The sequence below is a fragment of the Natronoarchaeum rubrum genome, from assembly GCF_024494695.1.
In genome coordinates this window covers 153,684-180,608 of the sequence record NZ_JANHDP010000002.1, presented here as the reverse complement: position 1 = coordinate 180,608, position 26,925 = coordinate 153,684, and the positions used below count along the sequence as shown (strand labels likewise).

The following is a 26,925-nucleotide window of genomic DNA, read 5'->3' as shown; positions in this document are numbered from 1 at the left end:
CTTTTTGCGATCGGGCGTGCAGGTAGGTACCGTGATACACATCGGGATCGTGGGGGCTGGGTTCATGGGTGGCGTCCACGCCGAACGCTACCGCCGGATGGACGGCGTCACGGTCTCGGCCGTCGTCTCCCCCAACACGGCGGGGTCGTTCGTCGACGATCGTGACCTCGACGCGGCGGCGTTCTCGTCGCTGGACGCCGCGATCGAGGAGCGCGACCTCGACGCCGTCGACGTCTGCTCGCCGACGCCGACCCACCGCGACGCGGTCGAAACGGCGGCGAGCCGCGGGCTCGACGTCTTCTGCGAGAAGCCGCTGGCCCCGACTCTCGGCGATGCGAAGGCGATCGCCGGCGCCGTCGAGGCCAACGACGTGACGCTCATGGCCGGTCACGTGCTCCGCTTTTTCCCGGACTACCGCGCGATCCGGGACCGCGTCGCCGACGGCGCGATCGGGACGCCGGGAACGGCCCGCGCCAGACGCCACTCGCCGTTTCCGGACTGGGGCGGCGACTGGTTCGCCGACGACGAGCGAAGCGGCGGCGTCTTCCTCGACATGGGGATCCACGACTTCGATTACCTTCGGTGGCTCTTCGGCGACGTCGAGCGCGTGTTCGCGCGCCGGCGCCGGTGGGACGACCGCCAGCAGGGCCACGCGACGCTCACGTTCGAGAGCGGCGCCGTGGGCTACGTCGAGGCGGGCTGGGACCGTGCTTCCGGGACGGAGCTGTGGAGCGATCTGGAGCTCGCCGGCGACGCCGGCGCGATCGAGTACGACGCCGACGAGCCGACGCCGCTCGCCGTCGAGACGGACGCCAAGCCGGACGATCCGGCGCCCGAAACGATCGCCAGGGACGGCTACCGGCGCGAAATCGAGGCGTTCGTCGAGTGCGTCGAGCGGGGGACCGAACCGCCGGTGACCGTCGACGACGCCGTCGCCGCGATGCGCGTCGCGATCGCCGCCAATCGGTCGGCCGAGCGGGGTGTCCCCGTGCGGATCGCGGAGGTGGAGGCGTGACCGTCCGAATCGGCGTCCTCTCGACGGCGCATCTCCACGCGGAAGCCTACGTCGAGATTCTCGATCGAATGGACGGCGTCGAACTCGTCGGCGTGGCCGACGACGAGGAGGCGCGGGGACGCGAGTTCGCAGACGAACACAGCACCGGCTACCGGAACCCGTCGGAGTTGCTGGAGCGGATCGACGGCACCGTTATCTGTTCGACAAACGCGGAGCACGGCCGCTGGATCCGCGCCGCCGCCGACGCCGGCGTCGCCGCGCTCAGCGAGAAACCGCTCGCGACGGCCGTCGACGAAGCGTCGTCGGTCGCGAACTACTGCGCCGACCGGGACGTCCCGCTCGGCGTCGCGATGCCGCTCAGGCACAGTCGGCCGGCGCGCCGCGCCGACGAGTTGCTCTCGGAGGGCGCGATCGGGGACCTGCAGGCGATCTCCGGAACCAACCGAGGGCAGATGCCCGGCGGCTGGTTCGTCGACCCGGAACAGTCGGGCGGCGGCGCGGCGATGGACCACACGGTCCACGTCGTCGATCTCGTCCACTGGCTGACCGGCGAGCGCGTGCGCGAGGTGTACGCCGAGACCGCGACGCGATTCCACGACGTGCCCGTCGAGGACGTGAACGTGCTGTCGATGGAACTGTCGGACGGAACGATATTCTCCCTCGACGGGTCGTGGAGCAAGCCCGACGAGTGGCACTTCTGGGGCGACGCGACGGTCGACCTCACCGGCACCGAGGGAACGATTTCGGTCGACTGCTTCGCGGAGACGTTCACGGAAACGATCGACGACGGCCCCGAGACGGGTGTCGAATCGGTGTTCTGGGGCGACGATCCGAACGAACGGATGCTGCGGCGGTTCGTCGAGACGGTCCGCGACGGTCGCCCGCCGGCCACGCCCGCCGAGGACGGCGTCGACGCCGTGTCGGTCGTCGAAGCCGTCTACGAGTCCGCGGAGCGATCGGAACCGGTCGTGGTCGACTACTGAGGCGACGCCGACCCTTCTTACGGCGCGCTGTCCGGCTCGACCCCGCCGTCGTCCGCGCTCCGGTAGATCGCGTCGATCAGCCGCTGGATTGCGAGCCCGTGCTCGATCGTGTTGATCTCGTGGTCGCGCTCGCCGGCGAGCACGTCGAGGAAGTAGCGCCACTCGGCGCGAAACACGTTCGTTTCGGGGGCGTGAAGCTCGGTATCAGTGAGTTCACCCCGATCGTCGCCGTAGATCGTCGCGTCCTCCTCGTGCACGTCGAGCGTGACGCCCTGCTGGTCGCCCAGCAGCTGCATCCACGTCTCCGTCTCGCGGTTGCTCGCCCAGGCGCAGTCGAGATGGATCGACGCGCCGTCGGCGGTGTGGATCAGCGCCCGCGCCGAGTCCTCGACGGTGAACGTCGGCTCCGGGAGCGGGTCGCCGCCCCACATGTCGAGATAGGTGTACTCCGCTTTCGTGCCGAAGGCTGCGCGAGTGCTGGCGCTCACCTCGTCGATCTCCGGCCAGCCCAGCGCGTAGAGCGCGACCGCGAGGAGGTGGACGCCGCAGTCGATGAGCGCGCCGCCGCCAGACCGGCTGCGGTCGGTGAACCAGCTGCCAAGCTGCGGGATGCCGCGGCGTCGGACGTACCGCAAATCGACGTCGTGAACGTCGCCGAACTCCCCGTCGACGATTCGGGATCGGGTCGACTGGACGGTCGGCTTGAACACCATCGTGAGCCCGACCATCGCCGTCGCCGCGCTCTCGGCGGCGGCGTCCGCGATCCGACGGGCGTCCTCCAGCGTGTGCGCCAGCGGTTTCTCGACGAGCGCGTGGACGCCGCGATCGAGCACGTCGACGGCGCACTCGGCGTGCTGGTCGTTCGGGACGCCGATCAATGCGGCGTCGAGCGACTCGTTTTCGAGCATGCGCGCGTGATCGTCGTAGGTCCGCACGTCCCACTCGCGTTCGAAGTGGTCCCGGGCCGCCGGGTCGATATCGGCGACCGCGACCAGCTCCGCGTCGAGCGGCGCGAGCGCCTCGGCGTGCGTCCGGGCGATGTTGCCGCCGCCGACGAACCCGATCCGCGTCATTGCTCGATCGGTCGGCGGTCGTCTAGACTCGGGATGCTGACTCGTCGCCCCGTCTCGTGGGCCTCGTAGGCGGCCTCGGTCAGTGCCGTAACGGTCGCGCCGAACTCGGGCGGGACGGGCGAGGGCGACCCGGTCCGGATCGCGTCGACGAACGCGCCGAGCTTCGTCTCCGTGATCGTCTCGAACGACGCCTGTTCGACGTCGGCCGTGTACTCGGGGGCGTCGGCTTCGGCGATCCGAAGCGTCCCGTCGAGATACGAGACGTGGCCGTCGGTCCCCCAGATCACGAGTCCCTCGGTCGGCTCGGGGGCGTTGCCGTCGCCGCTCACCGCGACCGTCGAGAGGATCCGGTCGCCGTCGCGGTCCAGCGTGACGGTCAGCGCGCTGTTGACGTCGACGTCGTTCCCCCGATCGTCGATCGTCGCGGTGACGCCGACCGGGTCGGCGTCGAGCGTCCACAGCAGCGTGTCGAGCAGGTGCGACCCGGAGTCGTAGAGCTGGCCGCCGCCGGACAGCGCGGGGTTCGTCCGCCAGCTATCCTCGTGGGTAGTGATCCACTCCTGGCCGAGATAGCACGTCGCCGCGTGCACGTCGCCGATCCGCCCCTCCTCGATCACCCGTTTGATCTCCTGAAACACCGGGTCGAAGTGACGCTGATACCCGACCTGCAAAACGAGATCGCGCCGTCGGGACTCCTCGACCAGTGCGACCGCATCGTCGAAGTCCGTCGTGAGCGGCTTCTCCAAGAAGACGTGGAGATCGCGTTCGAGACACGCGCTGGCGTGCTCGTAGTGGAGCGTGTGCGGCGTCACGACGTTGACCGCATCGATCTCCGCGGCGTGTTCCTCCAGCAGCGTCTCGTAGTCCTCGTACGTCGGGATCTCGAACTCAGCTTCGAACGTCTCTCTGGCGTCGGGGGAAACGTCCGCGCCGGCAGCGAGTTCGACGCCCTCGATCGACTGGTAGGCTCGACATTCGATCCGACCGAGCAGTCCGAGCCCGATCGCCGCGACGGTCGTGGTCATAACCCTTGCCAGAGGGCGCGCTGTTATAAATATAGAGCGCAGTAGTCAATCGGCGGCTCGGTACCAGTGCGGCGTGGAACGGCTCGTTACCAGTGCGGAGTGGCTTTATGCTCGCGACTGACGTTGCTCGAACGATGAGACTGCTAGCAATCGTCGCTCACCCCGACGACGCCGGAATCTTCTGCGGCGGAACGCTCGCCAAGCACGCCGACCGCGGCGATGACGTCGCCGTCGTCCACATGACTCGCGGCGAGTACGGCGGGTTCGACGCGACGACCGACGCGGTCGCCGACGTCCGCGAGACGGAAGCCGAAGCCGAGGGGTCGGAACTCGGCGTCGACACCGCGTTTCTCGACTTCCACGACGGACGAATCACCTACTCGATGGAGAACCGGCTCGCGCTCGTCGACGTGCTTCGCGAGTACGAACCCGACGCGGTGATCACCCACTATCGGGACGACATGCACCCGGACCATCGAGCCACGTCGCGGCTGGTCACCGACGCGTACTACATGTCGTCGCTGCCGCTCGTCGAGACGGAAGCGCCGCCGCACGAGGTCGACAACGTCTACTACTTCGGGAAGCCGACCGCGGAGTTCGAGCCGGAGCTGTTCGTCGACATCACCGGGTATCAGGAGCAAAAGGAGCGGGCGATCGAGGCCCACGAGTCCCAGGTCGAGTTCCTGCAGGAACACGGCGGGATCGACGCCGAGTTCGACAACCTGCTCGAAGGCGTCCGCGCCGACGCGCGGGTCGCCGGCAAGCGGTCGGGCGTCCGCTACGCGGAGCCGTTCGCAACGCTCCACGAAACGGCGACGGGGTATCTCGGATGACCGGGGAGCGAGCGGACGGCGAGAGCGGTCCCCGCAGCGGCGTCGAGACGGGGACGAGCTACTTCGGCGTCAGGGATCCGCGCCACGCCGAGCGCGATCTCGATCGGTTCGCCGACGAGGGGCTCTCGGCCGTCCTGCACACGTTCAGCGAGCGCGATCGCCTGTACTACCGCGACACGATGGGCGAGATCGTCGACGCCGGCGCGGACCGCGGGCTGACGACGTACGTCAACCCGTGGGGCGTCGGGCGCGTGTTCGGCGGCGAGGCGCTCTCGGAGTTCATCGGCAGGCAGCCCCAGGCCCGCCAGCGGCTCTCGACGGGCGACGCGCTCCCGGCGGCCTGCTTCAACCACCCCGATTTCCGACAGTACATGCGCGGGTGGGTCGAGGACGCCGTAGCGATCGGTGCCGACGTGGTGTTCTGGGACGAGCCCCACTGGTACATCCCCGAGTGGCACGGCGACTCGGTGCCCGAGGGCGCCTGGACCTGCCGGTGCGACGCCTGTCAGGAGCGGTACCGAGAACGGTACGACGAGGCGATGCCCGCGACCGAAACCGATCGCATCGCCGCGTTCCGCGAGGACTCGCTGGTGGAGTTCCTCGAAGAGATGATGGGGCTCGTCCGCGACCTGGGCGCGCGCAACGCGCTGTGCTTGCTGCCTGGGGCGCATCCGGACCACGGGATCCGCGACTGGGAGCGCCTCGCGGCCAGCGAGCATCTCGACGTGTTCGCCACCGACCCCTACTGGGCGGGCTACGACGAGGATCCCGAATCGTACGTCCGGGAGAACACCGAACTCGTCGTCGACCTCGCCGACGAGTACGACCTGGAGAGCCAGATCTGGATTCAGGGGTTCAAGCTCGACGCCGACGCGGCCGCGGACGTTCGCACCGCGACCCGCACCGCGCTCGACGGCGGCGTCGACAGCGTGTTCACGTGGGGGTGGGACGGCTGTCGGGTGATCTCCGATATCGCCTGCGAGGACCCCGAGGCCGTCTGGCGAGCGTACCTCGACGAACTGCCGTAACGGTCGCCACGTTCTCGTTGCTCTCGCCGATCGCGTTCCGCTAGCGGCGGTGTTGGAAATCACTGCTCCCGAACGCCGCCGACTGACACTCAACGTGCGCGCTTCGACCTCCGCTTCCTCCCGTATCGAAGTTGATTATCGAGGCGACTCGGATATACATATAAATGGATTTCTCGCCCTCCAGATCTTCCCTGAATATGAGAGATATTTATATGCTCTACTGGCAGCGCCAGAGCACCTGTATTAAATGCCTGATTCAGACGATTATAAATCATTAAGAATACGACCCTATAGGAGAATCTTTATTATTCTTCGTTCTGGTCTGACAACCATGGGAGACGCACACACTGAGGGGAAACGAACTGGACTCCGGACCCACTCGATCGGGGGGCGGTGATCGCGGTGTCGTCGACTCGTCCCACGACGATGGACCGCGAACGGCCGGGAGGACGCCGATTCGCGTTCGGCACTCCGCAGGGCGGCGAGACGTACGGGCGCATCGTCGAGGACGCGGGCGTCGATCCGCGGTGGGTCGTCCTGCCGACGGAAACGGTCCGAGAGCTCGCCGGCGACGCCGACCTCGCGAGCGCCGAGCGCGTGCCGCTGCGCAAGTGGGACCGCGGCGAACTCCCGGAGGGCGCGCGCGAAGTCGACTGGTGTCAGATTTCGGTCGATCTTCACGTCCGGACGCCGCTGACGCGCCGCGAGGCGGACGTGTACGTCCTGCGTCGCTGGTTCGGGCTCGGCCGGAGCGAGATCGCGCGAGAGCTCGAAATCTCGCCGAACACGGTGGATAATCATCTGCAGAACGTGAAAGACATCGACGACGAGATGACCGAGCTGGTCGTCAACACGATCCGGGCGCTGGATATCGAAGAGTCCGTGCTGTCGGCGCTACCGGGCGTCGATCCCTGATCGGCGCAGTCGACGCGTTCTCCTGACGGAATTCGAAGATGAACCGGGCCGTTCCGCAGTAACAGTTTCCGGAGCTACTGGTCCCAAGTCGCCGCGACCGCCTCCGACAGCGCCTCGGCGCCGCGTTCGAGCGCCTGCGTCGCGTCCTCGGGCTCGTCGTTCTCGAAGATCAGCCACTCGACGCCGGCCTCCCGGGCCGCTCGAACGACCGCCGGGACGTCGACGTCGCCGGTGCCGATCGGCACGCAGTCCTGCCCCGCACCGGGCGCAGGATCGGGCGCACTGACGTCTTTGACGTGGACCAGCGAGATCCGGTCGCCGTACCGCTCCAGGAGCGCGACGGGATCCTCGCCGGCCGCGACGGCGCCCCCGACGTCGAGCTCGAAGCCGACGAGTTCGGGGTCCGTCGCCGCGACGAGCAGGTCGAAGCCCGTGCAGTCTCCGATTCGTGCGAACTCGTGGTCCTGATTGTGGTAGTGAAATTCGAGGTCCCGGTCAGCGAGGTGACGCCCGACGTCGTTCAACCGGTCGGCCAGCGATCGAACGGACGCCTCGTCGTCGAAGTGGTGCGCCTCGACGTGGGGCAACACGGCGCGATCGGTGCCGACGGAGTGAGAGCGCTCCGAGAGCGTGTCGGCGTTCGTCTCGGCCTGCTCGAAGCCGACGTGCGCGCCGGCGGCGTCGAGGCCGGCGTCGTGGAGCGCGGCCGCGGTCCGATCGACGTCCGCGTCGGGGAACCGGTGGGCGAACTCGACGCCGTCGAACGCCGTCGCGCCGACGCGGGCGAGTACGTCCGGAAGCGGCGCCTCGATCTCCCGGATCGAGTAGAGTTGGATCGCCGTTCGAGGCCACGATCCGGCGTCGTTCGGTCCATCAGTCGTCACTGTCGATCGCCCTCCGGGGGACGCTCAGCGGGTCGGTCTGTGATCTGGTCTTCGATCGGCCGTCGGTGTCGTGTCCGAATCATGTGATCAGTCGTGTGCCTGCGGTGCACTCGCGCGTTCGCGGACGGTTCGCTTGTCGAGGACGGCGTCGCAGTCCTCGCGGAGTCTGTCCTGGAGTTCGTCGATCATCTCCCCGTCGAAGGCAGCGGGGTCGGCGTCGCCGTCCAGCGCGACCGCCGCGGCGGCGCCCGCTCCGTCGCCGAGCACGCAGAGGTTCGGCAGGACGCGCAGCTCGAACCACGCCTGGCTGCTCACGCGAGCGGCGTAGCCCGGGACGAGAAGGTTCGGTCGCCGGTCGATCGTCAGCGCGCCGTAGGGAACGTACACCGGGTTGTCGGCCGGTTTGAGCGCGCCGTTGTTTCCCGGACCCGTTCGGGCGTACCCGTTGTTGTCGAGCCAGTAGTATCCGAGCCCGATCCGCTCTTCGTAGAGTTCCCGGTCGCCGCCCGTTTCGGGGCCCTCGCCGGCGGTTTCGACGTGTCGGCGCTCGACCGCGAATCCCCGATCGTCCCGGGCGTGGACGGTTTCGCGCAGGTACAGTTCCGTGCCGACGCGCGGCGAGCCCGACTCGTCGCGGACCGGCGCGGCCTCGCCGAACCCGGGGAACGCTCGCAGCGCGGCGCGGAACCGCGAGTCCTCGATCGCCGCGACCGCGCGCTCGTAGGCTCGATCGCGATCCCACGGGGTTCGATCCGGGCCGCCCGACAGCCGTCGGCGCTCGCGGGCGTCGTAGCGCCCGTCGACATCGTAGAGCAGCAGCGAGTTGATCCAGAACTGCCCGTCGGCCTGTTCGGCGGCGTTCATCGCCTTGAGATCCATGCGGGGGAACGCGTCGCGGAACTCGGTGATCGCGTCGGCGGTTACCGACTGCTCGCCGCCCCAGAACAGACGCTTGTCCTCGACGGGGTCGACCGTCGTTCCGTACACGGGGTCGCCCGCCGCGTCCGTCGCGTCGCGGATCCGGTCCCAGTCGACGTCCTCGACGAGCACCATCAGCGACGCCGCCATCTGGCGATCGTCCGGCCCCCAGTCCGCTCGACCGACTGTCAGCGGGACATCTGCAAGCCGAGCGAGTCGGCCCGACTCGGAGGCGTCCACGAACACGTCGGCGTCGACCCGGACGCCGCTCTCGCCCGCCGTCGTCTCGCCGTCGCTCCGTTCCAACGGCACCAGTACGGCCGAGTCGATTCGGCCGTTTTCGATCGTGACGTCCGTGATATCGTGAAACGAGCGAACGTCGGCATCCGCACGGTCGAGTTCGCGGCGCAGCGTCGCTGCCATGCGGTCGACGTCGTAGGCCTGACCCTGCGTGCGGTACCACCGCCGGAAGCTCCCGCCCTGTGGGAGCGAGGACTGCCCGTCGGGCGACCAGGCGCGAACGTCCCAGAAGTTCTGAGCGCCGGCGCAGCCGATCCCGCCGACCTCGCGCTGGGGGTTGACGACGAGGACGGATGGACCGTCGGCGGCGGCCCGCAGCGACCGGACCGCGGCGATTCCCGGCATGGTGGCGCCGTAGACGACGACGTCGTAGGCTACGTCGGGAGGGTGCGCCGCCATCCGTCAGACCACCGTGCCCGCGTCCGGGTCCTTCTCGAGGATCGCTCCGACCTCGTCGGCGAGGATCGTCTGAAGCTCCTCGATCTCCTCGTCGCCGAAGTCGATCGGGTCGACGCCGTGCTCGCTGGCGACCGCGGCGCCGACGCCCGCACCGTCGCCCAGCACGCAGAGGTTGGGCGTCAGGCGCATCTCGAACCACGCCTCGCTGCTGACGCTGGCGGCGTACCCGGACACGAGAAGATTGTCGCAGTGGCTCGTCGTCAACGCCTCGAAGGGGACGTACACCGGGTTCTCGGTGGCGTAGAACTCCGCGGCGTCGGAGGGCGTCGAACTGACGTAGCCGTTGTTGTTCAGCCAGTAGTACGCCAGCCCGATCCTCGTATCGTAGTAGTCGGCGTCGGCGCCGTCGTTCGGTCCCGTACCGGCGTCGACGACGTCGTCGCGCGTGATCGCGAAGCCGTCGTCGCCTCGCGCGTGGACGGTCTCACGGAGGTACAAGGCGTCGGCGGTCGTCGGCTCGCCCCGATCGTCGGGGACGAACGACGCCCGTTCGAGCCCGGGGAACGCCCGCATCGCGGTCTCGAAGTCGTCGGTGGCGACGATCTCGTTCGCACGGTTGCGCGCTCGATCGATATCCCACGGCGAATGGTCCGGCGTCGCCGGGAGTATCTTCCCGCGCTCGCGGGCGTCGTAGCGCCCGTCGACGTCGTAGATCAGCAGGGCGTTGAACCAGAACTCCCCGTCGCCGCTCTCGGCGGCGTTGAGCGCCTTGATCCGGAATCGGGGGAACGAGTCGTTGAACTCCTGGATCGCGGCGGCGTTTTTCACGTACCAGTGGCCGCCCCAGAACAGCCGCCGGTCGCTCGACGGCGCGGTCGCCTGCCCGTACGTCTGCTGGCCGTTCGGACTCCGCGCCTGGGAGATCGTCCGCCAGTCGACGTCGGTCATCTGGAACATTAGCGTCGCGGCCATCTGGCGCGAGTCGTTCGCCCAGTCGGTCCGCCCCACGCTGAGCGGGACGCCTGCGAGCCGTGCGAGCCGGCCGGATTCGGAGGCGTCGACGAACTGGCGCCCCTCGACGATGACTTGCTGACCGGAGGGCTTCGTCTCGCCCTCGACGCGCTTGAGCGGAGTGACCTGGACCCCCGAGAGCCCCCGTCCGTCGTCGGACGCGACCACGTCGACGGCGTCCCAGAAGTCGAGCACGTCGACGTTCTCGTGCCCGGCCACGCTCTCCCGGAGCTGGTCCTGGATCGCTTCGGGGTCGTAGGCCTGGCCGCTCGTCCGATACCACTGTCGGAACGACCCGCCCTGCGGCGTCATCGATCGGTCGCCGTGCTGCCAGTTCCGCGTGTCCCACGCGTTCTGGCCGCCGACGCCGCTGACGCCGCCCCAGCCCGGGCTGGGATTGATCAGCAGTATCGACTCGTCGGGTAGCAACTTGGCGGCGTTTTCCGCCGCCGCCACCCCGGAGAACGTCCCTCCGTAGACGATGATGGCGTAGTTTCCGAAGGTGTTGGACATACGTGTCTAACACTCACGGGTAGTACTTAAAGCATCCGGTAACGAGTAATCTGAACATAATGAATAACCACCACTGCACGGCTCTTTTAAATAGTACTCTCGGTTACCACCATGTTATAGTATAAACAAGGGGGTGTTAGACATTATGGACCATTATGAATTCTAAGAAGTATGAACAAGATTTATATAGGGTTACGACGATGATGCGAGTGTCATGGGAGACGAACCCACATCACCCGCCGAACGCGGTGATACGAACGCGACTCGCCGACGATTCCTCGTCGGTACTGCTGCAACCGGCACGGCCGTCGTCGCCGGGTGCCTGGGAGGCAACGACGGCGACGGGGACGACAACACCCTCACCATGTGGGATCACGTCGGGGAAGACCAGGAGGATCCCAACAGCGTGTGGGTCATGGAAACGGGGGACCAGTTCGAGGAGGAGACCGACACGACCTTCGAACTGGAGGGCCACCCCGACCGGCTCACCGAAAAGGTGCTGACGAACTACCAGACCGGCAACGCACCGGATATCGTCCACGACTTCAGCGAGCAGTTCAACCAGTACATCGACCCGCAGAACGTCGACGAATCGCCCCTGATGGCGATCGACGACTACGTCGGTGACCTGCCCGACGAGACCTACGAGGTCATCTGGCCGGGCGTCACGTTCGACGGGAACGTCTACGGCGTCCCGCACACGGTCAACGCGCGGAACTGGTTCTACAACGAGTCGATCGTCGAGGAAGCCGGGTACGATCCGGAGACCCTCGAACCCGAAAGCCTCGGCGAGCTGGAGCAGCTCATCGTCGACATCACCGAGAACACCGACGCGCTGGGCTGGGTCTGGGAGGGCGGCGCCACGTCGTACAACTGGTACTACCCCCAGCACTTCACGCGAACGTGGTTCGGAACGGAGTACGTCGAGCCACACGTCAAACTCCAGGACGGCTCGGAGGGACTGTACACGGACTTCATCTTCGAGCAGGACGTCGAACCTGCCCGGCTCGCGGACGCCGAAGTGACCGACGTCGAGGTCCGGGCCGATTCCGACGAGATGATCGCCGTCGTCAGCTGGATGAAGCGGATGCGCGAGGAGGGGTACGTCCCAGACGACGTGTTGACCTTAGAGACCAGCGACATCCTGACGAACACGTTCGCGAACCAGCAGGTCGGCCTGGTGTTCTCCGGGCCCTGGGGGTACAACATCCTCAACCAGCACGCCTCCGGCTTCGAGTGGGACGTGTTCCCGGCGCCGACCAGCGGCGAGACGGGCGGCGTCTCGGGAGAGGGGTACTTTATCGCCGAACCCGGCAAGCCGCTGATGGTGATCGACCAGACCGACAACGCCGACGCCGCAGGCGAGTTCTTCGACATCTGGTTCTCCGAGGAGCGCCAGAAGGAGTTCGTCAGCCAGGCCGGCACGCTGTCGATCCGTCCCGAGTTGAACACCGAGGAGAACTTCGAGATCCCGCAGCTCGCGGGGCTCGGATCGATCGTCGAGAAGGCGACGTTCTACGACGGCGCCGAGAAGCTCCCGGACGCCGACCTCTGGAACACGACCGGCTCGGTCGTCCAGAGCATTCTCTCGGGCGATCGGAGCGTCGAAGGCGGGCTCGGCGACCTGCAGAGCACCTTGGTCGATCGCTACGACGAGGCCCTCTCGGAGTGACGACGTCAACCAATGGCTGAGCAATCGACACTCGAGACGCCGCGCGAGGAGGGGTTCGGTCGCAGAATCGAACGTGCAGCGCTCAGTCTGGGCCGCTACAGCAAACTCGAGACGCTCGCGGCGTACACGATGCTGGCGCCGAACCTGATCGCGTTTCTGGGGTTCGTGTTTCTGCCGATCGTGTACGCGCTGTGGCTTTCGCTTCACGACGCGTACCTGTTCGCCGACACCTACACCTGGATCGGGCTCGAACACTACCGGGCGATCGTCTGGGAACCGCTCGCCGAGGCCGCCGGCGTGCTCGTCTCGACGGGGCCGATGGCGGCCTTCGAGATACTGTTCGATCCGCTGAACAACCCGTTCTTCGCGGCCCTGAAAAACAACGTCGTGTTCGGGCTGCTGGCGGTCCCGCTGAACGTGCTCGGCGGGCTGGCCCTCGCACTGCTGGTCAACCGCAAGCTGCGGGGCATCAAGTACCTTCGAACGGTGTACTTCCTGCCGGTCGTCACCGGGATGGTCGTCGTCTCGCTGGTGTTCACGTTCATCTACAACCCGTCCTACGGGCTGTTGAACTACGTGCTCGGGGCGCTCGGGCTACCCGGTGATACGGTCTGGCTCGAGGAGTATCCGATGCTCGCGATCGTCGCGATGACCGTCTGGAAGGGCGTGGGGTACAACATGCTGCTGTACCTCGCGGCGCTGCAGGGGCTTCCCCAGAGTCTCTACAAGGCGGCCCGCGTCGACGGCGCCGGCCGGCTCGCACGATTCCGCAACGTCACGTGGCCCCTGCTGATGCCGACGACGCTGTTCGTCGTCGTGATGTCGACGATCAGCTCGTTCAAGGTGTTCACGCAGGTGTACGTGATGACCGACGGCGGGCCCGGGTTCCAGACCAGCGTCGCCGTCTTCTACATCTACGAGACGGCGTTCAGCGACTTCCAGATCGGCGAGGCCAGCGCGATGTCGTTCGTGCTGTTCGCCGTGATCTTCGTCATCACCATCATCAACATGCGCTATCTGAACACGGAGGTGAGCTACTGAATGGCGGGCGCTTCGAGCTCGGCGTCGACCGACGCGGACGCCGATTCGGAGTTCGACATCGACGTCGAACCGCCGCTGCGCCCCGACGAGCCGTCGCGGGAAGAGCGGCTTCGAGACTGGGCGACGACCGGCGCGTACGTCGCGACGGTGCTTCTCATCGCCGCCGTGATGATCGGGCCGTTCCTCTACATGATCAGCGTCTCGATGATGGAGCCGTACACGGTCCGCCAGATCCCGCCGAAGTTCCTCCCCGCCGATCCGCTCCAGTGGGGACCCCACAACTACGAGCGGGTGTTCACCAAGTTCGACTTCACCCGCGTGCTGTTCAACACGCTCGTGGTCACGGTCGGCGTGACCGTGTTCAACGTGTTCTTCGACACGCTCGCGGGCTACGTGTTCGCCAAGATGGAGTTCCCGTTCCGCCGGGTGCTGTTCATGCTGATCCTGGCGACGCTGATGATCCCCGAGCAGGTCACGGTCGTTCCGCTGTACGTGATCGTCAGCCAGCTCGGGCTGCTGAACACGCACCTCGGGATGGCGCTGCCCTTCGCCGCCAGCGCGTTCGGGATCTTCCTGATGAAGCAGTTCATGGAGACGATCCCCACTAGTCTGGAAAAGGCGGCGATGGTCGACGGCTGCACCCGCTTCGAGGTGTTCTACAAGATCGTCATCCCGATGAGCAAGCCCGCGATGGCGACGCTGGCGATCTTCACGTTCATCGGGACGTGGAACGCGTTCCTCTGGCCGTTGCTCGTCGCCTCGGACTCGTCGATGTACATGCTAGAGGTGGCGCTGGCGCAGTTCCAGGGCCGGTTCGAGCAGGACATCGCGGCGCTGATGACGGGGACGGCGATCGCGTCGCTGCCCGTGATCGCGCTGTTCGTCGCGCTCCAGAAGTACTACGTCCAAGGCATCAAGCTCAGCGGAGTCAAAGGATGAGTCGCACCGATCGACCGAACGACTACTGCGGGCGGCACGGTCGCCGCTCGCGTCTACGATACGACAGCTAACACATGGCATCGGTCACGCTAAACGAGATCACGCATCAGTACTACGAAGGCAACGACGCGACGGTCGCCGTCGAGGACGTCAACCTGGAGATCGAGGACGGCGAGTTCGTCGTGCTGGTCGGCCCCTCGGGCTGTGGCAAGTCGACGACCCTGGAGATCCTCTCGGGGCTGCTCCAGCCCACGACGGGGCGGGTGCTGTTCGGCGACGAGAACGTCACCGGCCAGCCGGCGCGCAAGCGAGACATCGCGATGGTGTTCCAGAACTACGCGCTGTACCCCCACATGACCGTCAAAGAGAACATGGCGTTCCCCCTCGAACAGCGCAGTGGGATCACCGGCGAGGAGGCCACCGACATCGTCACGGACGCCGCCGAGATGATGGGCATCGGCGACCTGCTCGATCGGCTCCCCGGCGACCTCTCGGGTGGACAGCGCCAGCGCGTCGCGCTCGGGCGGGCGATCGTCCGCGATCCCGAGGTGTTCCTGATGGACGAGCCCCTCTCGAACCTCGACGCCAAGCTCCGCCGGGAGATGCGCATCGAGCTACAGGAGCTCCACGCCGAGCTGGGGACGACGACGATCTACGTCACCCACAACCAGGAGGAGGCGATGACGATGGCCGACAAGATCGTGATCCTCAACCGCGGCGAGATCCAGCAGGTCGGCCCGCCCCAGACCGTCTACGAAAATCCGGCGAACCGCTTCGTCGCGGACTTCATCGGCGAGCCGTCGATGAACTTCTTCAACGGCGAGATCGCGACCGACGGGTTCGTCATCGGGGGCGACGCCGATCCGATCGCGTTGAACGGGGTCTCGGTCCCCGCGGGACGCGAAGCGGTGCTGAGCGTTCGCCCCGAGAACATCGCGACCGTCGCGCCCGGCGAGGGCGACGTCGACGGGACCGTGCGCCTCGTCGAACTGCTCGGATCGCACTTCGAGGCCCACGTGACTCTCCCCAACGGAGACGACGTGATCGCGATACTCGAGACCGACACGACCGTCGAGGAAGGCGACGCGATCGGACTGCGCTTCGATCGGGACAGCGTCCACCTGTTCGACGCCGCGAGCGGCGACCGCTTCGACTGACGCCGACGCTTCTCTACTTCCGTGCGGACGTCCTCACTCGCCAGCCAGTGCCTCCAGCGGATTCTCGCCGGCGCGTTCCTCGTACGCGTGCGCGGTCGCGAGGAGGACGAACCCGGCGGTAAACGAGAATCCGACGACCGCCCACCCGACCCCGAGCGTCAGCGCGCCCAGCGCGAGCAGCGACGCCACGACGAGGCCGATCACGAGCGCGTAGCCGGGGTTCGACGCGACGAGGACGGCGGCGTCCCGGACGCCCGCGCGGACCGACTGTCCGCAGGCGACGAGCGCGACCGCGACGACCAGCACGACGAGCCCCGCCGCGATCAGCGCCGTCGAGACGACCGCGAGCGCGACGAGCGCCACGGCCGCGCTCGGCGACGTGATCACCAGGACGTTGCCCGCGAGTACGGCGCCCGCTACGGCGATCGCCGCCGTGAGTAACGCGCCGGTAGCCGCGTTCCGGCGGACGCCCTCGGCGAACAGTCCCGCGGCCTCGCGAGCCGTGTGGGGCGTCCCGCGAGCGAGGATCACGCCGACAGCGTACGTGACGCCGAACACGGCGTGACCGACGGTGGCGACCGGGACCGTCGCCAGCGCGCCCAGCAGCGACAGCGTCAGGAACGCGACGGCGTTGTTGTACCCCGAGCGGATCGACTCACGGAACGATCGGTCGAGCGACGCCGGCGAGACTCCCATCGATGAACACCTCCGAGCGCTCCTGTAATAGCATGACGGTACGATGTCAGGGGGCTACCCTACGGTACCTCGCCGTCGTAGGAGTCGTCGTCGAGCGCGGCCGGCGCCTTCCAGAGCCCGTAGCCCGCACCGATTTCGTCCTCGAGAAGTTCGTCGTACTGCAGTCCCAGATCGGGGTGGCCCGACGTGATCGCGACCAGCGGCGTGACGGTGACGTCGCCGCGCTGGGCGTCCATCACGAACTCGATCTCCTCGCGGCGGGCTTCGAGGGTCCGTTCGAGGTCGTTCGGCGCCAGCGCGTAGCACATCGCGTTGAACCAGTCGATCCGCGTCTCGTCGATCCAGGTCTGCCAGTCCTGGGACTTGTTGTACTCGAACGCCTGATCGCTGCTGGTGTAGTAGCCGGGGAACACCGACGCCGAGAACACCGTGTCGTCGTCGACGACGTCGCCGAGCGTCCCCACGAGGTCGGTGACGGCGTCGACCCGCCGGTCGTGAAGCTCGGCGTCGCTCATCTCCGGTTCGTAGGGACCGACGTCCTCGTACCCGTACGTCCGCGGCGCCCACGGTGCGGTCCCGCCGGGGAACCGGATGTAATCCAGCGAGATGCCGTCGACGTCGTAGCGCGCGTCGAGTTCTGCGAGCAGGTCCTCGAGCGTCCCGACGACTTCCTCCGAGAACGGCGAGACGAACGCCTTACCGCCCTCGGCCTGAATCTCACCGTCGGCGTCGACCGTCACGAGGTCGCCGTCGACGGTGTACTCCTCGCCGCCGACCTCGACCGGGTCGTCGCCGTCGAGCAGGTGGCCCGCGGGCGGATCGCCGATGTACCGGAGGTTGTACCAGTACAGCGTCTCGATCCAGGCGTGGATCCGCATCCCGCGCCGGTGGGCGTGGTCGAGCAGTTCGTCGTAGTAGTCGTCGGCGTAGTCTTTCTCCGTCGCGACGTCGCTGGGGTAGATCGTCTGGCCGTGGAAGAACGTCTCCACGAACAGGTCCGTGATCCCTGCCTCGGCCAGCTCGTCGACCGTCGCCTTCATCTCCTCGATGTCGGTCGGCGGTCGGACGTACGTGTACCTGATCGCGTCGACGGTGACGTCGTAGGTCTCGTCGCCCTCGATCGACAGGCGATCCTTGTGGACCAGATTCCCGCTCTCCCGGATCTGGTTCGTCCGGCCCTTTCGTTCGAACACCTGAACGGGCCGCTCGCCCGACTTCACGCCGTCGAGCTGGTAGCTCGGGTCAGTCCCCGAGATCGACGCCCGCCGGCCGCCGATCTTGATCGCGCCGTCCTCGACGACGCCGCGCACCACGCCCGAGACCTCGGTATCCCGGTTCGGTCCGCGCCCGCGAGCGCTCGCCTGGCCGGCGCCCGCAACTCCCAGGGCGCTCGCGGTCAGTCCGGACAGTACGGTTCGTCGTGTCGCCGCTCTTGAATCGTCGTCTGACATATCGATCCAGTTCTACCGTGAGTGGCATTCACAAAATACGTTACTCTAAGTTAATACTTTAAGAATGCATTTATCTAAAGCACTGTCTCTATCGAGTTCTTCTTATAAATAATCGGCCAGCTTCTTCCCGGAATTCCGCCGCTGTCGACGCGGCCGTCGGGCAATAATGACAATTATATTTGGTAAGATTCGTAACCCCGGAGGGTGACGCGAACAGTATGGAAGAACTCAGCACCGACGAAGCGCCGGCGAGCATCGGACCGTTCTCGCAGGGTGTTCGCGACGGCGACCGCATCTTCGTCTCGGGACAGGGGCCGATCGATCCCGAGTCGGGCGAGATCATCGAGGGCGACGTGCAAGACGAGACGCGCCGAACGCTGGCGAACGTCGACGCCGTGTTGCGCGCCGCCGACGCGAGCCTCGACGACGTCGTCAAGACGACCGTGTTCGTCCGCGACATGGACAACTACGACGCCGTCAACGAGGTGTACGCCGAGCACTTCTCGGAGCCGTACCCCGCTCGCAGCGCGGTCGAGGTGGCCGACCTGCCGGTCGACATCGAAGTCGAGATCGAAGTGATCGCGAGCGCGCCGGACGCCTGAGGCAGGCGGTTCCCGTTCAGCATCCCAACGCGCGCCGAGCGCTTACCATCCAGGGGTGGACTAAAGGGCGCTCGGCGCAAGCCACAGGTATGACCGACTCCGTCTACGAGGAACTCGACGTGCCAGAAGTGATCAACGCGACCGGTACGAAGACCCGCATCGGCGGGAGCCTGATCCGGCCGGAAGCGGCCGACGCGATGCGCCGCGCCGCCGAGGGCTTCGCTCGCATCTCGGATCTGCAAGCCAGAGCCTCTGATCTGATTCAGGACGTGACGGGCGCCGAAGCGGGCTACGTCGCCTCGGGCGCCAGCGCCTGCATGACGCTCGCCGCGGCGGCCTGCATCGCCGGCGACGACCTCTCGGCGACGGCGTCGCTGCCCGATACCGAGGGGCTGGCTGACGAGATCGTCGTTCCCCGAACACACAGGACGGGCTACGACCACGCCTACCGCGTCGCCGGCGCCGAGCTCGTCGACGTGGGTGCGAACGACGCGTACCTCGGAACGGGGTCGGAGAACACCGAGCTGTGGGAGATCGACGCCGCGATCGGCGAGGACACCGCGGCGGTCGCGTACGTCCAGAAGGCCTACACCACCCCGCCGCTCGAAGCCGTCGTCGAGGTCGCCCACGACAACGACGTGCCGGTGATCGTCGACGCCGCCGCCGAGTTGCCGCCCGTCGAGAATCTGGAGCGCTTTATCGACCTCGGCGTCGACCTCGTCGCCTTCAGCGGCGGGAAGGCGATCCGCGGCCCCCAGACCACCGGCATCCTCGCCGGACGCGAGGACCTGATCCGCTCCGCTGCGCTCCAGCATCTCGACATGCACGCGGCGGAGGACGCCTACGTGCCCCCCGAGGGCGTGATCGACACCGAGAAGCTCGCCGGCGTGCCGCGCCAGGGGATCGGCCGCGGCATGAAGGTCGGCAAGGAGGAGCTCGTCGGCATAATTCGCGCGCTCGAACTGTTCGTCGAGGAGGACCACGAGGCTCGCAAAGCCGAGTGGCGCGCCCGCGCCGAGCGCATCGCCGGGGAACTCGCCGAGGAGCCCGCACTGTCGACGAGCGTCACCGCCGCCGAGAAGACCGACGTGGCGCCCACAGTGCCCGTAACGGTCGACGAGGCCGAAGCGCCCGTCACCACCGCCGAACTCGTCCGGGGCCTCCGCGAAGAGACGCCGCGGATCTTCGTCGGCGCCGACGAACTCGACGAGGCCCGCTTCACGATCAACCCGATGTGCCTGCCCGACGAACAGGTCGAGTACGTCCTCGAACGTATCCGTGCGCGGCTTTGAGGTGAGCTCGTGACCCGAACGGCGGAGGACCGACGCGCCTCCCGCACCGACGCCGAGACCATCCGCGTCGTCGCCGCGCTCGGCCACCAGCTCCAGTCGACCGAGATCCACGACGCGCTGGCCGGACGGATGGACGCAGCGATCGACGCGCTCGACGAGACTGACGCCGAGTATCTCGTCGTCTCCGGCGCCGCGACGAACCCGGCCGTCGACCTGACCGAGGCCGAGCTCATGCGCCGGTACGCAGTCGAACGCGGCGTCGATCCCGACCGCGTGCTGCTCGAATCCGAGGCCGACGACACGATCGAGAACGGCTTCTACGTGCGCCGGGTCGTCGACGCCCTCGACCGACGAGTTGACGCCGTCAGCGTCGTCACCTCGTGCTACCACGCCGAGCGCGCCGCGTACGTCTTCGAACAGTGTTTCGGCGACGGCGTCGAGATCGACGCCGACCGGTGCCACGACGAGGGAGCGATCGACCGGCGCCGCCGCGAGGCCGAGCGCGAGAGCTTCCGCCGCGCTCGCGAGTTTTTCGCCCCGATCGACCCGGGCAACGTCGACGCGATCCGGTGGCGGTTGGCCGAGACGGAGGGGTACGACGCGCCGGACTGCAACCGACCAGCGCCGCCCGGCGACGAGTAGGACTTCGGGGGTTCCCCGGCCCGGAACTCAGGGTCGCAGTACCGCCTTGATGACGCCGTCGCGGCGCTCCATCACCGTGTCGAGCGCGTCCTCGTACTCCGCGAGGTCGAACTCGTGGGTGACGACGCCGTCGACGCTCAGGTCGCCCCGCCGGAACAGCGCGGCGACGTCCTCGACCGCGTGAGCCGCCGTGACGCCCCCGACGACCTCCAGTTCCTTCGCGACGATGTCGTTCGGATCGATCTCGCGCTTCCCATCAAAGACGCCCGTGAGTACGACCGACCCGCGCTTTTTGGTCGCTTTCAGGCAGGTGTTGACCACGTCGCCAGCGCCGGCAGCTTCGACGCAGAGGTCGACGCCGCGCCCGTCGGTGTGCTCGCGTAGCGCCTCGACCGGGTCTTCCTCGCGGACGTTAATCGTCCGGGTGGCGCCGTAGCGTTCTCCGACCGCGAGGCGCTCCTCGCGGGTGCCCGTGAGCACGACGTCCTCGACGCCTTTTGCCTTCAGCAACTGCACGCCGAACAGTCCCAGCGACCCCGGGCCGAGGACGGCGGCGGTGTCGGTGTAGCTCGTCTCGACGCGCTGCATCGCGTGGAGCGTGCAGGCCGCGGAGTCGATCTGCGTCGCTTCGAGATCCGTGATGTCGTCTTCGAGCGGCCGGAGCGTCTCGACGGGGAGGGCGGCGTACTCGCGGTAGCCGCCGTCGACGGTGAACCCCACCTCCTTGAGCTCGTCGCACTGGTAGTACCGCCCCTCGCGGCAGGCTCGGCAGGTGCCACAGTAAATAAACCCGTGCAACGAGACTCGATCGCCGACCGACAGCTCGTCGACGCCGTCGCCGAGCTCCGCGACCTCCGCACAGACCTCGTGGCCCGGAACCAGCGGGTAGCGCGTCCACGGCGGCCCTTCGCCGTGAATCAGTCCGACGTCGCTCCCGCAGATGCCGACGGCGCGGATCTTCACCAGCGCCTCGCCCGGGCCCGGTTCGGGTCGCTCTCTGGTCTCCTCCCACACCGACTCCTCCCCGTCCGTGACTATCGCTCTCATTCTCGTCTACCACTCGCGAGTCCACCGGTTAAAACCTAGCAGCAAGTAGTAGACGCGATCGGAGGACCGACCCGTCGGAGCGCTTTACTACGGATGGATAGTCAGGCGCCAGATAAGTAGAAAGAGTATTGGGTCACTTTCCGGAACCAGCGCACATGTCCGACCCGCTCAACGTACTCGTCTGGTCCGAAGAGACCGCACCCAAAGACGCGTATCCCAACGGAATCAACGCGACCGTTGCGGAACACCTGAACGAGCAGAACCGGATCGTCGCCCGAGCGACGGGGATCGAAGCGCCCGAGCAGGGCGTCGGCGAGGACGACCTGGACTGGGCCGACGTGCTGTTCTGGTGGGGGCACCTTCGCCACGACGACGTAACCGAGGAGACGGTCGACCGCGTCGAAACCGCCGTTCGCGAGGACGGCCTCGGCTTCGTCGCGCTCCACTCCGCTCACTACGCGCGGCCGTTCACACGCCTCCTCGGGACGTCTGGTGATCTGGGAGAGGCCCGCTGGGAGGATCCGGGCGAACCCGAGATCATCGAGGTCGAAGCGCCGAACCACCCGATCGCCGACGGCGTCGACGACTTCGCGCTCCCGGAAACGGAGATGTTCGGCGAACCGTTCGACGTGCCCGAGCCCGACGACGTCGTCTGTCGGAGCACGTTCCCCGAAGGCGGCGAGTTTCGATCCGTCGTGACGTTCACGTTCGGCGCGGGACGCGGTGCGTACGTTCGGCCCGGCCATGAGACGTTCCGAATCTACCACCATCCCTCGATCCGAGAGATTCTGACGAACGCGGCCCTGTGGGCGGGCAGCGGCGCCAACTCGTAAGCGGAGCATCCGATATCGCGTCCGCGTGTCAGTTCCGCATTCTCCCGGCGCCGTCGATTCCGGAATTAGTTTCTCGACACATCCGTCGCATTTTTTATCGGGTCGAGCGGTAGCGGCTGGCATGTCTGAACAGCGCCAGCCTCGCCGGCGGCGTCGCCGACGCTCGCGCCTGCCGTGTAGGCGCGCACGACCGCCGCCGCGGCGTCCGCCGAGCAGGGGAGTTCGGCCTCGGCGTCGCACACCGGGCCGGCCAGATCGTCGTCGGTACCGTCGACCGTCGCGACGCCGCGCTCGCGCTGCTCGGCGGTCACCTCGATGCCGGCGGCGATCTCCGAAAGCATCGGGTTAATTCCAATCCCGAATAGGTAACACACTACGTAGTTCCTACAGGAGAAACTCCAACATACACACATGGATGTCATAGCTACAATCACAGCTACTTCAAAATGAAATATTTAATATATTTTGTAGCTACTCCAAGATATATTATGTTTTGAATCGGTAGCTGGATCGATCACTTCGTGGAGTGCGGTAGTTGCAGGCGAAATTCCAGTGACCAAAACAGAGAAAGCTATTTTTGAGCCATAAGAAAGCGTTTCGAGGGATTAGAAGAGCAGCACTGAAACCACCAATCGATTGGCAGTGGTCGAAATTTGTCCGAATACAAATCCGAGAGAGAGAGATCCCCTATCGGTAATAAATGTCCGTTTCGATCGAACTGCCAGGATCTTTTTCGTAGGTTCAGCATTCGGACAGTCCGATCCAGTTCCAGACGGAGTTCCGGACTCACTTGACCCAAATTGACAGAGTTTAAAGATATATTTTCAGAATACATAAGCTTCAGTAATCACCACACTCCATAGTATTCCTGAATAAACTTATCAATAATTTTAACTCAGAATTGGATTGGGTCCCGAAGGCTCCAAAAATACACTGAAAGCTACCGGGAGCGCGGCACCCGGTCAGCGCGCCTGTCGATCAGTCCTGATTCTTTGCGGGAATGGCCTGTTCGGGAACCTGTTCGGCGACGAGATCGAATCCGCGGGCTTCCATCTCCTCGAAGTAGCGGTCCGCGTCGAGACCGCTTGTCTCGGTGATGAAGATGCCGTCCTCGTCGACTGCACCGTCGGCCATGAGCTGTAGCGTCACGGACAGCGGGACGCCGACGTAACAGCCGTACTCGCGCATCAGCGTGATATCGTTCCCGTCGAAGAACGGGAACGGCTGTTCGAAGTGGAAGACTGCACGATCGTCGCGACCGTCGACCGACCCGGTCACCTCGGCCGAGAGGATGGTCTGTGGCGTCCACTCGGTTTCCGGGGAGAGTTCTTCGGGGGGCTTCCACTCGGTTTCGAGTTCGATCCCCTGTGATTTCACTTGCTCTTGCATCACTTCGACCGGGTCGACCTCCGCTCCGTCGACCTCGACGGCGTCCGTCTCGAAGGCGTTTGCCGCGTGGAGCGTTCGCTCGTATCGCTTCCACTCGTCGTGCCACGCGCCGCGCGTGATGATGCGGTCGACGTTCTTCTCCTGTGCGACCGGCGCCTCGGGAAACGTGATCGGTTCCGGGTGGGAGATGACGTACGTCTCTTCCTCGCCGATCGGCTCCGGGAACTCGAACGTCCGCTGCTGGCTGAACGCCGGCAGGTCGTCGATAACTTCACCGTCTTCCCACCTGGCCCGCTCGTCGACATCAGGATCGTGTTCGTAAGTAACCGTATCGGTCAGTCCTGGCGTCGTCTGGGTGAGAAGGCGCCACATCCCCCAGTAGAAGTTGACATCGGACACGTCGTCGAAGCGATCGCAGGCAACCATCCCGAGCGCGATGGTGCTCACGAGGCCGCCGTTGGCGAACCACAGCGAGTTGCCCGCCTCGGCGAACTCCTCGGATCGATCGAGCACCTCGTCGAAGTCGAACGCGTTCAGGTCGACGCCCGTGAGATCGCCAACTTCCTGCATCGCGTCGAGGACGTTCTCCTCGAAGGGGTACGGAAGCCCGTTGACGACGTAGTCGGCCCCCTCGAGGACGCGTACGAGGTCAGCCGTGTCGGTCGCATCGACCGGCTCGAACCGAACGCGGTCGTCATCGATGAGCTCGACGAGACGACGAGCGTTCTCTTCGTCAGCGTCCGCGACGACGATTTCGTCGAAGTCACTTGTCTGGTGAAGGTCATAGACGCATCCTGACGTCATCGCGCCAGAACCGCCTAGCACGACAGTCTTGCTACTCATGTACTCACTCGATTGTGAACCTGAATCAATATAAAACTACGGCCCGCCGACGTATGATACGCCGCTCGCAGCGATACCCGGCTGCGTAACATCTATCCGTCCCGACTGAGAGCGCTGAAACACGGATGAGCAAGACCATCACCTTCGCAGTCGGAGCTATGCTTCTGTACACCGGATGGGCGTTTCTCGCAAAGGTCGCAACGGGCGGCCTCCCGGCGGAGCAGGCAGTCGTCTACACGTATACGGCCGGAATCGGCGTCGCCGTGACGTACGTTCTGTTCAGCGGGGATGCGATCGTCGCCGCGCCGGGCAGTATCGGCGTCGCACTGGTTGCGGGCCTCTTTCTCGGCGGCGGGACGATCGCGTACTACCTCGCCCTCGGGTCAGGCTCCGCGGCCATCGCAACCAGCATCAGCGGAATGTACATTCTCGGGACGGCGATTCTGGCGGTCGTCTTCCTCGACGAATCGCTGACGATGGTCGAAATCACCGGCCTCGGCTTCGCGGTCGTCGCGGTCATCTTGCTTTCGAGATAGCCAATGGAGACACCGACGCCACAGCAAGCCGATAACTGCGGACCGCGGTCGAGAACAGTAGCGGCCGTGAAGACGTGGTCGTGGTCAAAGACGGCGACCTCACCGGACATCGGTCGTCGATGTTAGAGACGTTATACGGTTACAGCGGCAAGCGACTGAACGTACACGCGCTCGGAATCGTCGTCTCCCTGTCCGGCATTCTCGTCATCGCGCCGATGCTGCCGGAGATAATCGACGACTTCGGCATCACTGCCGCCGAAGCCGGCGGATCGATATCGTTCATGTGGGCTTGCAATGCCCTCGCGCAGTATCCTGGTGGTCGCTACTCCGAGCGACTGTCGTCGAACGTCGTCTTGCTTGCGAGCCAATGTGTGATGGCCGCGGGATTTCTCTTGCTCGTGGTCTCGAACGCGTTCCCGATGTTTATCGTCGCCATCGGACTCATCGGATTCGGATACGGAACGTTCGAACCGGCGGGAATCGTACTTCTGCAGGAGCTCTTCGACGAGAACCGCGGGCAGGCCCTCGGCATCAGAGATGCCGCCGTCAACCTCGGAAGCGCGCTTTCGGCGGTTTTGGCTGCCATCGTCGTCGGCGCCGCCGCGTGGCGGGCCGCCTTCGCGCCCGTCGTCGCGCTGCTCGGCGTCCTCGTCGTCAGCGGCCACCGACTCAATCGCGAGCCGTACGCCATCTCGCGTGTGCCACTCGACGTGCAGTCCGTCGGTACCCGGTTGTTTCGCTCCCGGGAGACGTACGCGATCCTGTTCGTTCTGGCCGTGTTCAACTTTATCTGGCAGGGAAGTGCGAGTTTCCTGCCAGCGTTTCTCCGCGCCGAGAAATCGTTCACCGCGTTCCAGGCGACGGCCGCGTTCGCGAGCATATTTCTCGTCGGAGCGCTCGTTACGCCGATCGCCGGTGCCCTCTGCGAGCGGTGGACCCCGATCGATCTCGGTCTCGGCGCGACGGGGTTTGGAATCGTCGGGCTCGCCGCCATCGTCGGGACCGATTCACTCGTCGGCCTCGGCGTCGGACTGTTCGTCTTCGCCGTCGGCCTGACCACGATCTGGCCGGTCATGTTCGTCTATCTGACCGACGTCCTCGCCCGGGAGACGATCGGCAGCGATCTCGGCGCGCTGCGGGCGGTGTACTTCGCCGTCGGCAGTCTCGGCCCGGCGTACGTCGGGACCGTCGCCACTCGATTTAGCTACACGGCGTCGTTTTCGAGCCTCTTGATCTGTTTCGGCCTGACTGTGCTCGCGTTGCTCTGGCTCGGGCGCCGGTAAGCGCGGGCGCCAGCTGACAGTTAGTCGACACTTGCAGTGGCGGTACCCGCGATGCACTCGATTGTCACTGGGCGATGGGTCGACGGCAGCGACTCGCTCACAGCGGACCTCTCGCGCCGCCGAAACATCTTTGCGGGTTGGTCGTGTTTACCACGTATGGCGATCGTAGCAGCCATCGACGATTCGGACAGAGCGACGACCGTCCTCAAGGAGGCTCAGACGCTCGCGGACGATCTCGACGAGGAGTTGCACGCAATTCACGTCCTCGAACGGTCGGAACTCGTCGAAGTGCTCGAAAAAGACGTCGAGGGACAAGATCTGACCGACAACTACGAAGTCCAGCAAGTCGGTGAGAACATCGTGGACCGGGCACTGGAGGGCCCAGACCTACCGGACCCCCAAATATCGGTACGCGTCGGAGATCCCGGCACTGAGATCTCGTCGTACGCCGACGACGAGGACGCACGTTACGTCGTCATCGGAGGACGACAGCGCTCGCCGACCGGAAAGGCACTGTTCGGAAGCGTCACGCAGGATGTGATCTTCGACTCGCCCGCGCCGGTGGTTAACGTCGCCATTGAGTGACTCGGTCGCTTCTTTTTTCC

Annotated in this window: 26 protein-coding genes; 16 read left to right on the top strand and 10 right to left on the bottom strand. The window is 66.0% G+C overall.

The genetic code is table 11. The annotated features are described in order from the left end of the window. The first annotated feature begins 31 nt into the window (after positions 1 to 31). Positions 32 to 1,015 carry a Gfo/Idh/MocA family protein gene (locus NO931_RS05060; RefSeq protein ID WP_256391546.1) on the top strand — a complete coding sequence of 328 codons (984 nt, stop codon included), beginning with the start codon at positions 32 to 34 and terminating at the stop codon, positions 1,013 to 1,015. After that, positions 1,012 to 1,998 carry a Gfo/Idh/MocA family protein gene (locus tag NO931_RS20685; RefSeq protein ID WP_256391545.1) on the top strand — a complete coding sequence of 329 codons (987 nt, stop codon included), beginning with the start codon at positions 1,012 to 1,014 and terminating at the stop codon, positions 1,996 to 1,998. Before NO931_RS05060 ends, NO931_RS20685 begins: the two co-directional genes overlap by 4 nt. 17 nt (positions 1,999 to 2,015) lie before the next feature. Here NO931_RS20685 and NO931_RS05050 read toward each other — a convergent pair whose 3' ends face one another. Together NO931_RS05050 and NO931_RS05045 are read right to left on the bottom strand one after the other, a co-directional pair. After that, positions 2,016 to 3,071 (bottom strand): Gfo/Idh/MocA family protein, encoded by a 1,056-nt coding sequence (locus NO931_RS05050; protein WP_256391544.1) that lies wholly within the window; start codon positions 3,069 to 3,071, stop codon positions 2,016 to 2,018. Further along, the gene (locus tag NO931_RS05045) at positions 3,068 to 4,096 is read right to left on the bottom strand and encodes a Gfo/Idh/MocA family protein (RefSeq protein WP_256391543.1); all 1,029 of its coding nucleotides are present in this window, start codon (positions 4,094 to 4,096) and stop codon (positions 3,068 to 3,070) included. Before NO931_RS05045 ends, NO931_RS05050 begins: the two co-directional genes overlap by 4 nt. Before the next feature lie 134 nt (positions 4,097 to 4,230). Here NO931_RS05045 and NO931_RS05040 point away from each other — a divergent pair, with 134 nt between their 5' ends. The 3 genes from NO931_RS05040 (at position 4,231) to NO931_RS05030 (ending at position 6,872) form a co-directional block, all read left to right on the top strand. After that, complete coding sequence (locus NO931_RS05040; RefSeq protein WP_256391542.1) at positions 4,231 to 4,929, top strand: PIG-L deacetylase family protein; 699 nt, start codon at positions 4,231 to 4,233, stop codon at positions 4,927 to 4,929. Next, positions 4,926 to 5,957, top strand: a complete 1,032-nt coding sequence (locus NO931_RS05035) for a hypothetical protein (RefSeq protein ID WP_256391541.1) — start codon at positions 4,926 to 4,928, stop codon at positions 5,955 to 5,957. The genes NO931_RS05040 and NO931_RS05035 overlap by 4 nt, the downstream gene beginning before the upstream one ends. Positions 5,958 to 6,383: 426 nt before the next feature. Then, positions 6,384 to 6,872 (top strand): sigma-70 region 4 domain-containing protein, encoded by a 489-nt coding sequence (locus NO931_RS05030; RefSeq protein ID WP_256391540.1) that lies wholly within the window; start codon positions 6,384 to 6,386, stop codon positions 6,870 to 6,872. A 74-nt stretch (positions 6,873 to 6,946) separates the two neighbouring features. Here the strand turns inward: NO931_RS05030 and NO931_RS05025 are convergent, their stop codons facing one another. The 3 genes from NO931_RS05025 to NO931_RS05015 form a co-directional block, all read right to left on the bottom strand. After that, on the bottom strand, positions 6,947 to 7,756 hold the full coding sequence (locus NO931_RS05025; RefSeq protein WP_256391539.1) for a sugar phosphate isomerase/epimerase family protein: 810 nt from the start codon (positions 7,754 to 7,756) through the stop codon (positions 6,947 to 6,949). Positions 7,757 to 7,843: 87 nt separating this feature from the next. After that, positions 7,844 to 9,373 carry an FAD-dependent oxidoreductase gene (locus tag NO931_RS05020; protein WP_256391538.1) on the bottom strand — a complete coding sequence of 510 codons (1,530 nt, stop codon included), beginning with the start codon at positions 9,371 to 9,373 and terminating at the stop codon, positions 7,844 to 7,846. Positions 9,374 to 9,376: 3 nt separating this feature from the next. After that, positions 9,377 to 10,897: an FAD-dependent oxidoreductase gene (locus NO931_RS05015; RefSeq protein ID WP_256391537.1), complete on the bottom strand. Its 1,521-nt coding sequence runs from the start codon at positions 10,895 to 10,897 to the stop codon at positions 9,377 to 9,379. Between the two features lie 214 nt (positions 10,898 to 11,111). Here NO931_RS05015 and NO931_RS05010 point away from each other — a divergent pair, with 214 nt between their 5' ends. The 4 genes from NO931_RS05010 (at position 11,112) to NO931_RS04995 (ending at position 15,706) form a co-directional block, all read left to right on the top strand. After that, complete coding sequence (locus NO931_RS05010) at positions 11,112 to 12,569, top strand: ABC transporter substrate-binding protein (protein ID WP_256391536.1); 1,458 nt, start codon at positions 11,112 to 11,114, stop codon at positions 12,567 to 12,569. Positions 12,570 to 12,581: 12 nt separating this feature from the next. Continuing rightward, positions 12,582 to 13,610, top strand: coding sequence for a carbohydrate ABC transporter permease (locus NO931_RS05005; RefSeq protein WP_256391535.1), 1,029 nt, complete (start codon positions 12,582 to 12,584; stop codon positions 13,608 to 13,610). Next, the gene (locus NO931_RS05000) at positions 13,611 to 14,549 is read left to right on the top strand and encodes a carbohydrate ABC transporter permease (protein ID WP_256391534.1); all 939 of its coding nucleotides are present in this window, start codon (positions 13,611 to 13,613) and stop codon (positions 14,547 to 14,549) included. Between the two features lie 74 nt (positions 14,550 to 14,623). After that, positions 14,624 to 15,706: an ABC transporter ATP-binding protein gene (locus tag NO931_RS04995; protein WP_256391533.1), complete on the top strand. Its 1,083-nt coding sequence runs from the start codon at positions 14,624 to 14,626 to the stop codon at positions 15,704 to 15,706. A 33-nt stretch (positions 15,707 to 15,739) separates the two neighbouring features. Here NO931_RS04995 and NO931_RS04990 read toward each other — a convergent pair whose 3' ends face one another. Continuing rightward, on the bottom strand, positions 15,740 to 16,402 hold the full coding sequence (locus NO931_RS04990; protein WP_256391532.1) for a hypothetical protein: 663 nt from the start codon (positions 16,400 to 16,402) through the stop codon (positions 15,740 to 15,742). A 59-nt stretch (positions 16,403 to 16,461) separates the two neighbouring features. Continuing rightward, positions 16,462 to 17,853 carry a family 10 glycosylhydrolase gene (locus NO931_RS04985; RefSeq protein WP_256391531.1) on the bottom strand — a complete coding sequence of 464 codons (1,392 nt, stop codon included), beginning with the start codon at positions 17,851 to 17,853 and terminating at the stop codon, positions 16,462 to 16,464. Positions 17,854 to 18,071: 218 nt separating this feature from the next. On the opposite strand from NO931_RS04985, the gene NO931_RS04980 reads away from it, so the two are divergent. From NO931_RS04980 to NO931_RS04970, 3 genes are all read left to right on the top strand, one after another. After that, a complete protein-coding gene (locus NO931_RS04980; protein WP_256391530.1) occupies positions 18,072 to 18,455 on the top strand; it encodes a RidA family protein in 384 nt (127 codons plus the stop codon). An 89-nt stretch (positions 18,456 to 18,544) separates the two neighbouring features. Next, positions 18,545 to 19,747: an aminotransferase class V-fold PLP-dependent enzyme gene (locus tag NO931_RS04975; RefSeq protein WP_256391529.1), complete on the top strand. Its 1,203-nt coding sequence runs from the start codon at positions 18,545 to 18,547 to the stop codon at positions 19,745 to 19,747. A gap of 9 nt (positions 19,748 to 19,756) precedes the next feature. After that, the gene (locus NO931_RS04970; RefSeq protein WP_256391528.1) at positions 19,757 to 20,389 is read left to right on the top strand and encodes a YdcF family protein; all 633 of its coding nucleotides are present in this window, start codon (positions 19,757 to 19,759) and stop codon (positions 20,387 to 20,389) included. A gap of 27 nt (positions 20,390 to 20,416) precedes the next feature. Here NO931_RS04970 and NO931_RS04965 read toward each other — a convergent pair whose 3' ends face one another. After that, a complete protein-coding gene (locus NO931_RS04965) occupies positions 20,417 to 21,436 on the bottom strand; it encodes a zinc-dependent alcohol dehydrogenase (protein ID WP_256391527.1) in 1,020 nt (339 codons plus the stop codon). 155 nt (positions 21,437 to 21,591) lie between these two features. Here NO931_RS04965 and NO931_RS04960 point away from each other — a divergent pair, with 155 nt between their 5' ends. Then, positions 21,592 to 22,269: a ThuA domain-containing protein gene (locus tag NO931_RS04960; RefSeq protein WP_256391526.1), complete on the top strand. Its 678-nt coding sequence runs from the start codon at positions 21,592 to 21,594 to the stop codon at positions 22,267 to 22,269. 65 nt (positions 22,270 to 22,334) lie between these two features. Here the strand turns inward: NO931_RS04960 and NO931_RS04955 are convergent, their stop codons facing one another. Together NO931_RS04955 and NO931_RS04950 are read right to left on the bottom strand one after the other, a co-directional pair. Beyond that, positions 22,335 to 22,691, bottom strand: coding sequence for a DUF7858 family protein (locus NO931_RS04955; protein WP_256391525.1), 357 nt, complete (start codon positions 22,689 to 22,691; stop codon positions 22,335 to 22,337). Positions 22,692 to 23,247: 556 nt separating this feature from the next. Further along, on the bottom strand, positions 23,248 to 24,501 hold the full coding sequence (locus NO931_RS04950) for a saccharopine dehydrogenase family protein (RefSeq protein WP_256391524.1): 1,254 nt from the start codon (positions 24,499 to 24,501) through the stop codon (positions 23,248 to 23,250). 125 nt (positions 24,502 to 24,626) lie between these two features. On the opposite strand from NO931_RS04950, the gene NO931_RS04945 reads away from it, so the two are divergent. From NO931_RS04945 to NO931_RS04935, 3 genes are all read left to right on the top strand, one after another. Further along, positions 24,627 to 25,037 carry an EamA family transporter gene (locus tag NO931_RS04945; protein WP_256391523.1) on the top strand — a complete coding sequence of 137 codons (411 nt, stop codon included), beginning with the start codon at positions 24,627 to 24,629 and terminating at the stop codon, positions 25,035 to 25,037. Positions 25,038 to 25,156: 119 nt separating this feature from the next. Then, positions 25,157 to 26,320, top strand: a complete 1,164-nt coding sequence (locus NO931_RS04940; protein ID WP_256391522.1) for an MFS transporter — start codon at positions 25,157 to 25,159, stop codon at positions 26,318 to 26,320. Positions 26,321 to 26,371: 51 nt separating this feature from the next. Then, complete coding sequence (locus tag NO931_RS04935) at positions 26,372 to 26,905, top strand: universal stress protein (protein WP_256391521.1); 534 nt, start codon at positions 26,372 to 26,374, stop codon at positions 26,903 to 26,905. The last annotated feature ends 20 nt before the right edge of the window (positions 26,906 to 26,925 follow it).

Coding starts and splice junctions, on each gene's coding strand:
- NO931_RS05030 (WP_256391540.1), top strand. CDS start 6,384: ATGGACCGCGAACGGCCGGGAGGACGCCGATTCGCGTTCGGCACTCCG.
- NO931_RS05005 (WP_256391535.1), top strand. CDS start 12,582: ATGGCTGAGCAATCGACACTCGAGACGCCGCGCGAGGAGGGGTTCGGT.
- NO931_RS04975 (WP_256391529.1), top strand. CDS start 18,545: ATGACCGACTCCGTCTACGAGGAACTCGACGTGCCAGAAGTGATCAAC.
- NO931_RS05020 (WP_256391538.1), bottom strand. CDS start 9,373: ATGGCGGCGCACCCTCCCGACGTAGCCTACGACGTCGTCGTCTACGGC.
- NO931_RS04980 (WP_256391530.1), top strand. CDS start 18,072: ATGGAAGAACTCAGCACCGACGAAGCGCCGGCGAGCATCGGACCGTTC.
- NO931_RS05015 (WP_256391537.1), bottom strand. CDS start 10,897: ATGTCCAACACCTTCGGAAACTACGCCATCATCGTCTACGGAGGGACG.
- NO931_RS05045 (WP_256391543.1), bottom strand. CDS start 4,096: ATGACCACGACCGTCGCGGCGATCGGGCTCGGACTGCTCGGTCGGATC.
- NO931_RS04985 (WP_256391531.1), bottom strand. CDS start 17,853: ATGTCAGACGACGATTCAAGAGCGGCGACACGACGAACCGTACTGTCC.
- NO931_RS05040 (WP_256391542.1), top strand. CDS start 4,231: ATGAGACTGCTAGCAATCGTCGCTCACCCCGACGACGCCGGAATCTTC.
- NO931_RS05000 (WP_256391534.1), top strand. CDS start 13,611: ATGGCGGGCGCTTCGAGCTCGGCGTCGACCGACGCGGACGCCGATTCG.
- NO931_RS04960 (WP_256391526.1), top strand. CDS start 21,592: ATGTCCGACCCGCTCAACGTACTCGTCTGGTCCGAAGAGACCGCACCC.
- NO931_RS05050 (WP_256391544.1), bottom strand. CDS start 3,071: ATGACGCGGATCGGGTTCGTCGGCGGCGGCAACATCGCCCGGACGCAC.
- NO931_RS04940 (WP_256391522.1), top strand. CDS start 25,157: ATGTTAGAGACGTTATACGGTTACAGCGGCAAGCGACTGAACGTACAC.
- NO931_RS04950 (WP_256391524.1), bottom strand. CDS start 24,501: ATGAGTAGCAAGACTGTCGTGCTAGGCGGTTCTGGCGCGATGACGTCA.
- NO931_RS04965 (WP_256391527.1), bottom strand. CDS start 21,436: ATGAGAGCGATAGTCACGGACGGGGAGGAGTCGGTGTGGGAGGAGACC.
- NO931_RS05035 (WP_256391541.1), top strand. CDS start 4,926: ATGACCGGGGAGCGAGCGGACGGCGAGAGCGGTCCCCGCAGCGGCGTC.
- NO931_RS05010 (WP_256391536.1), top strand. CDS start 11,112: ATGGGAGACGAACCCACATCACCCGCCGAACGCGGTGATACGAACGCG.
- NO931_RS04955 (WP_256391525.1), bottom strand. CDS start 22,691: ATGACATCCATGTGTGTATGTTGGAGTTTCTCCTGTAGGAACTACGTA.
- NO931_RS04995 (WP_256391533.1), top strand. CDS start 14,624: ATGGCATCGGTCACGCTAAACGAGATCACGCATCAGTACTACGAAGGC.
- NO931_RS04990 (WP_256391532.1), bottom strand. CDS start 16,402: ATGGGAGTCTCGCCGGCGTCGCTCGACCGATCGTTCCGTGAGTCGATC.
- NO931_RS04935 (WP_256391521.1), top strand. CDS start 26,372: ATGCACTCGATTGTCACTGGGCGATGGGTCGACGGCAGCGACTCGCTC.
- NO931_RS04945 (WP_256391523.1), top strand. CDS start 24,627: ATGAGCAAGACCATCACCTTCGCAGTCGGAGCTATGCTTCTGTACACC.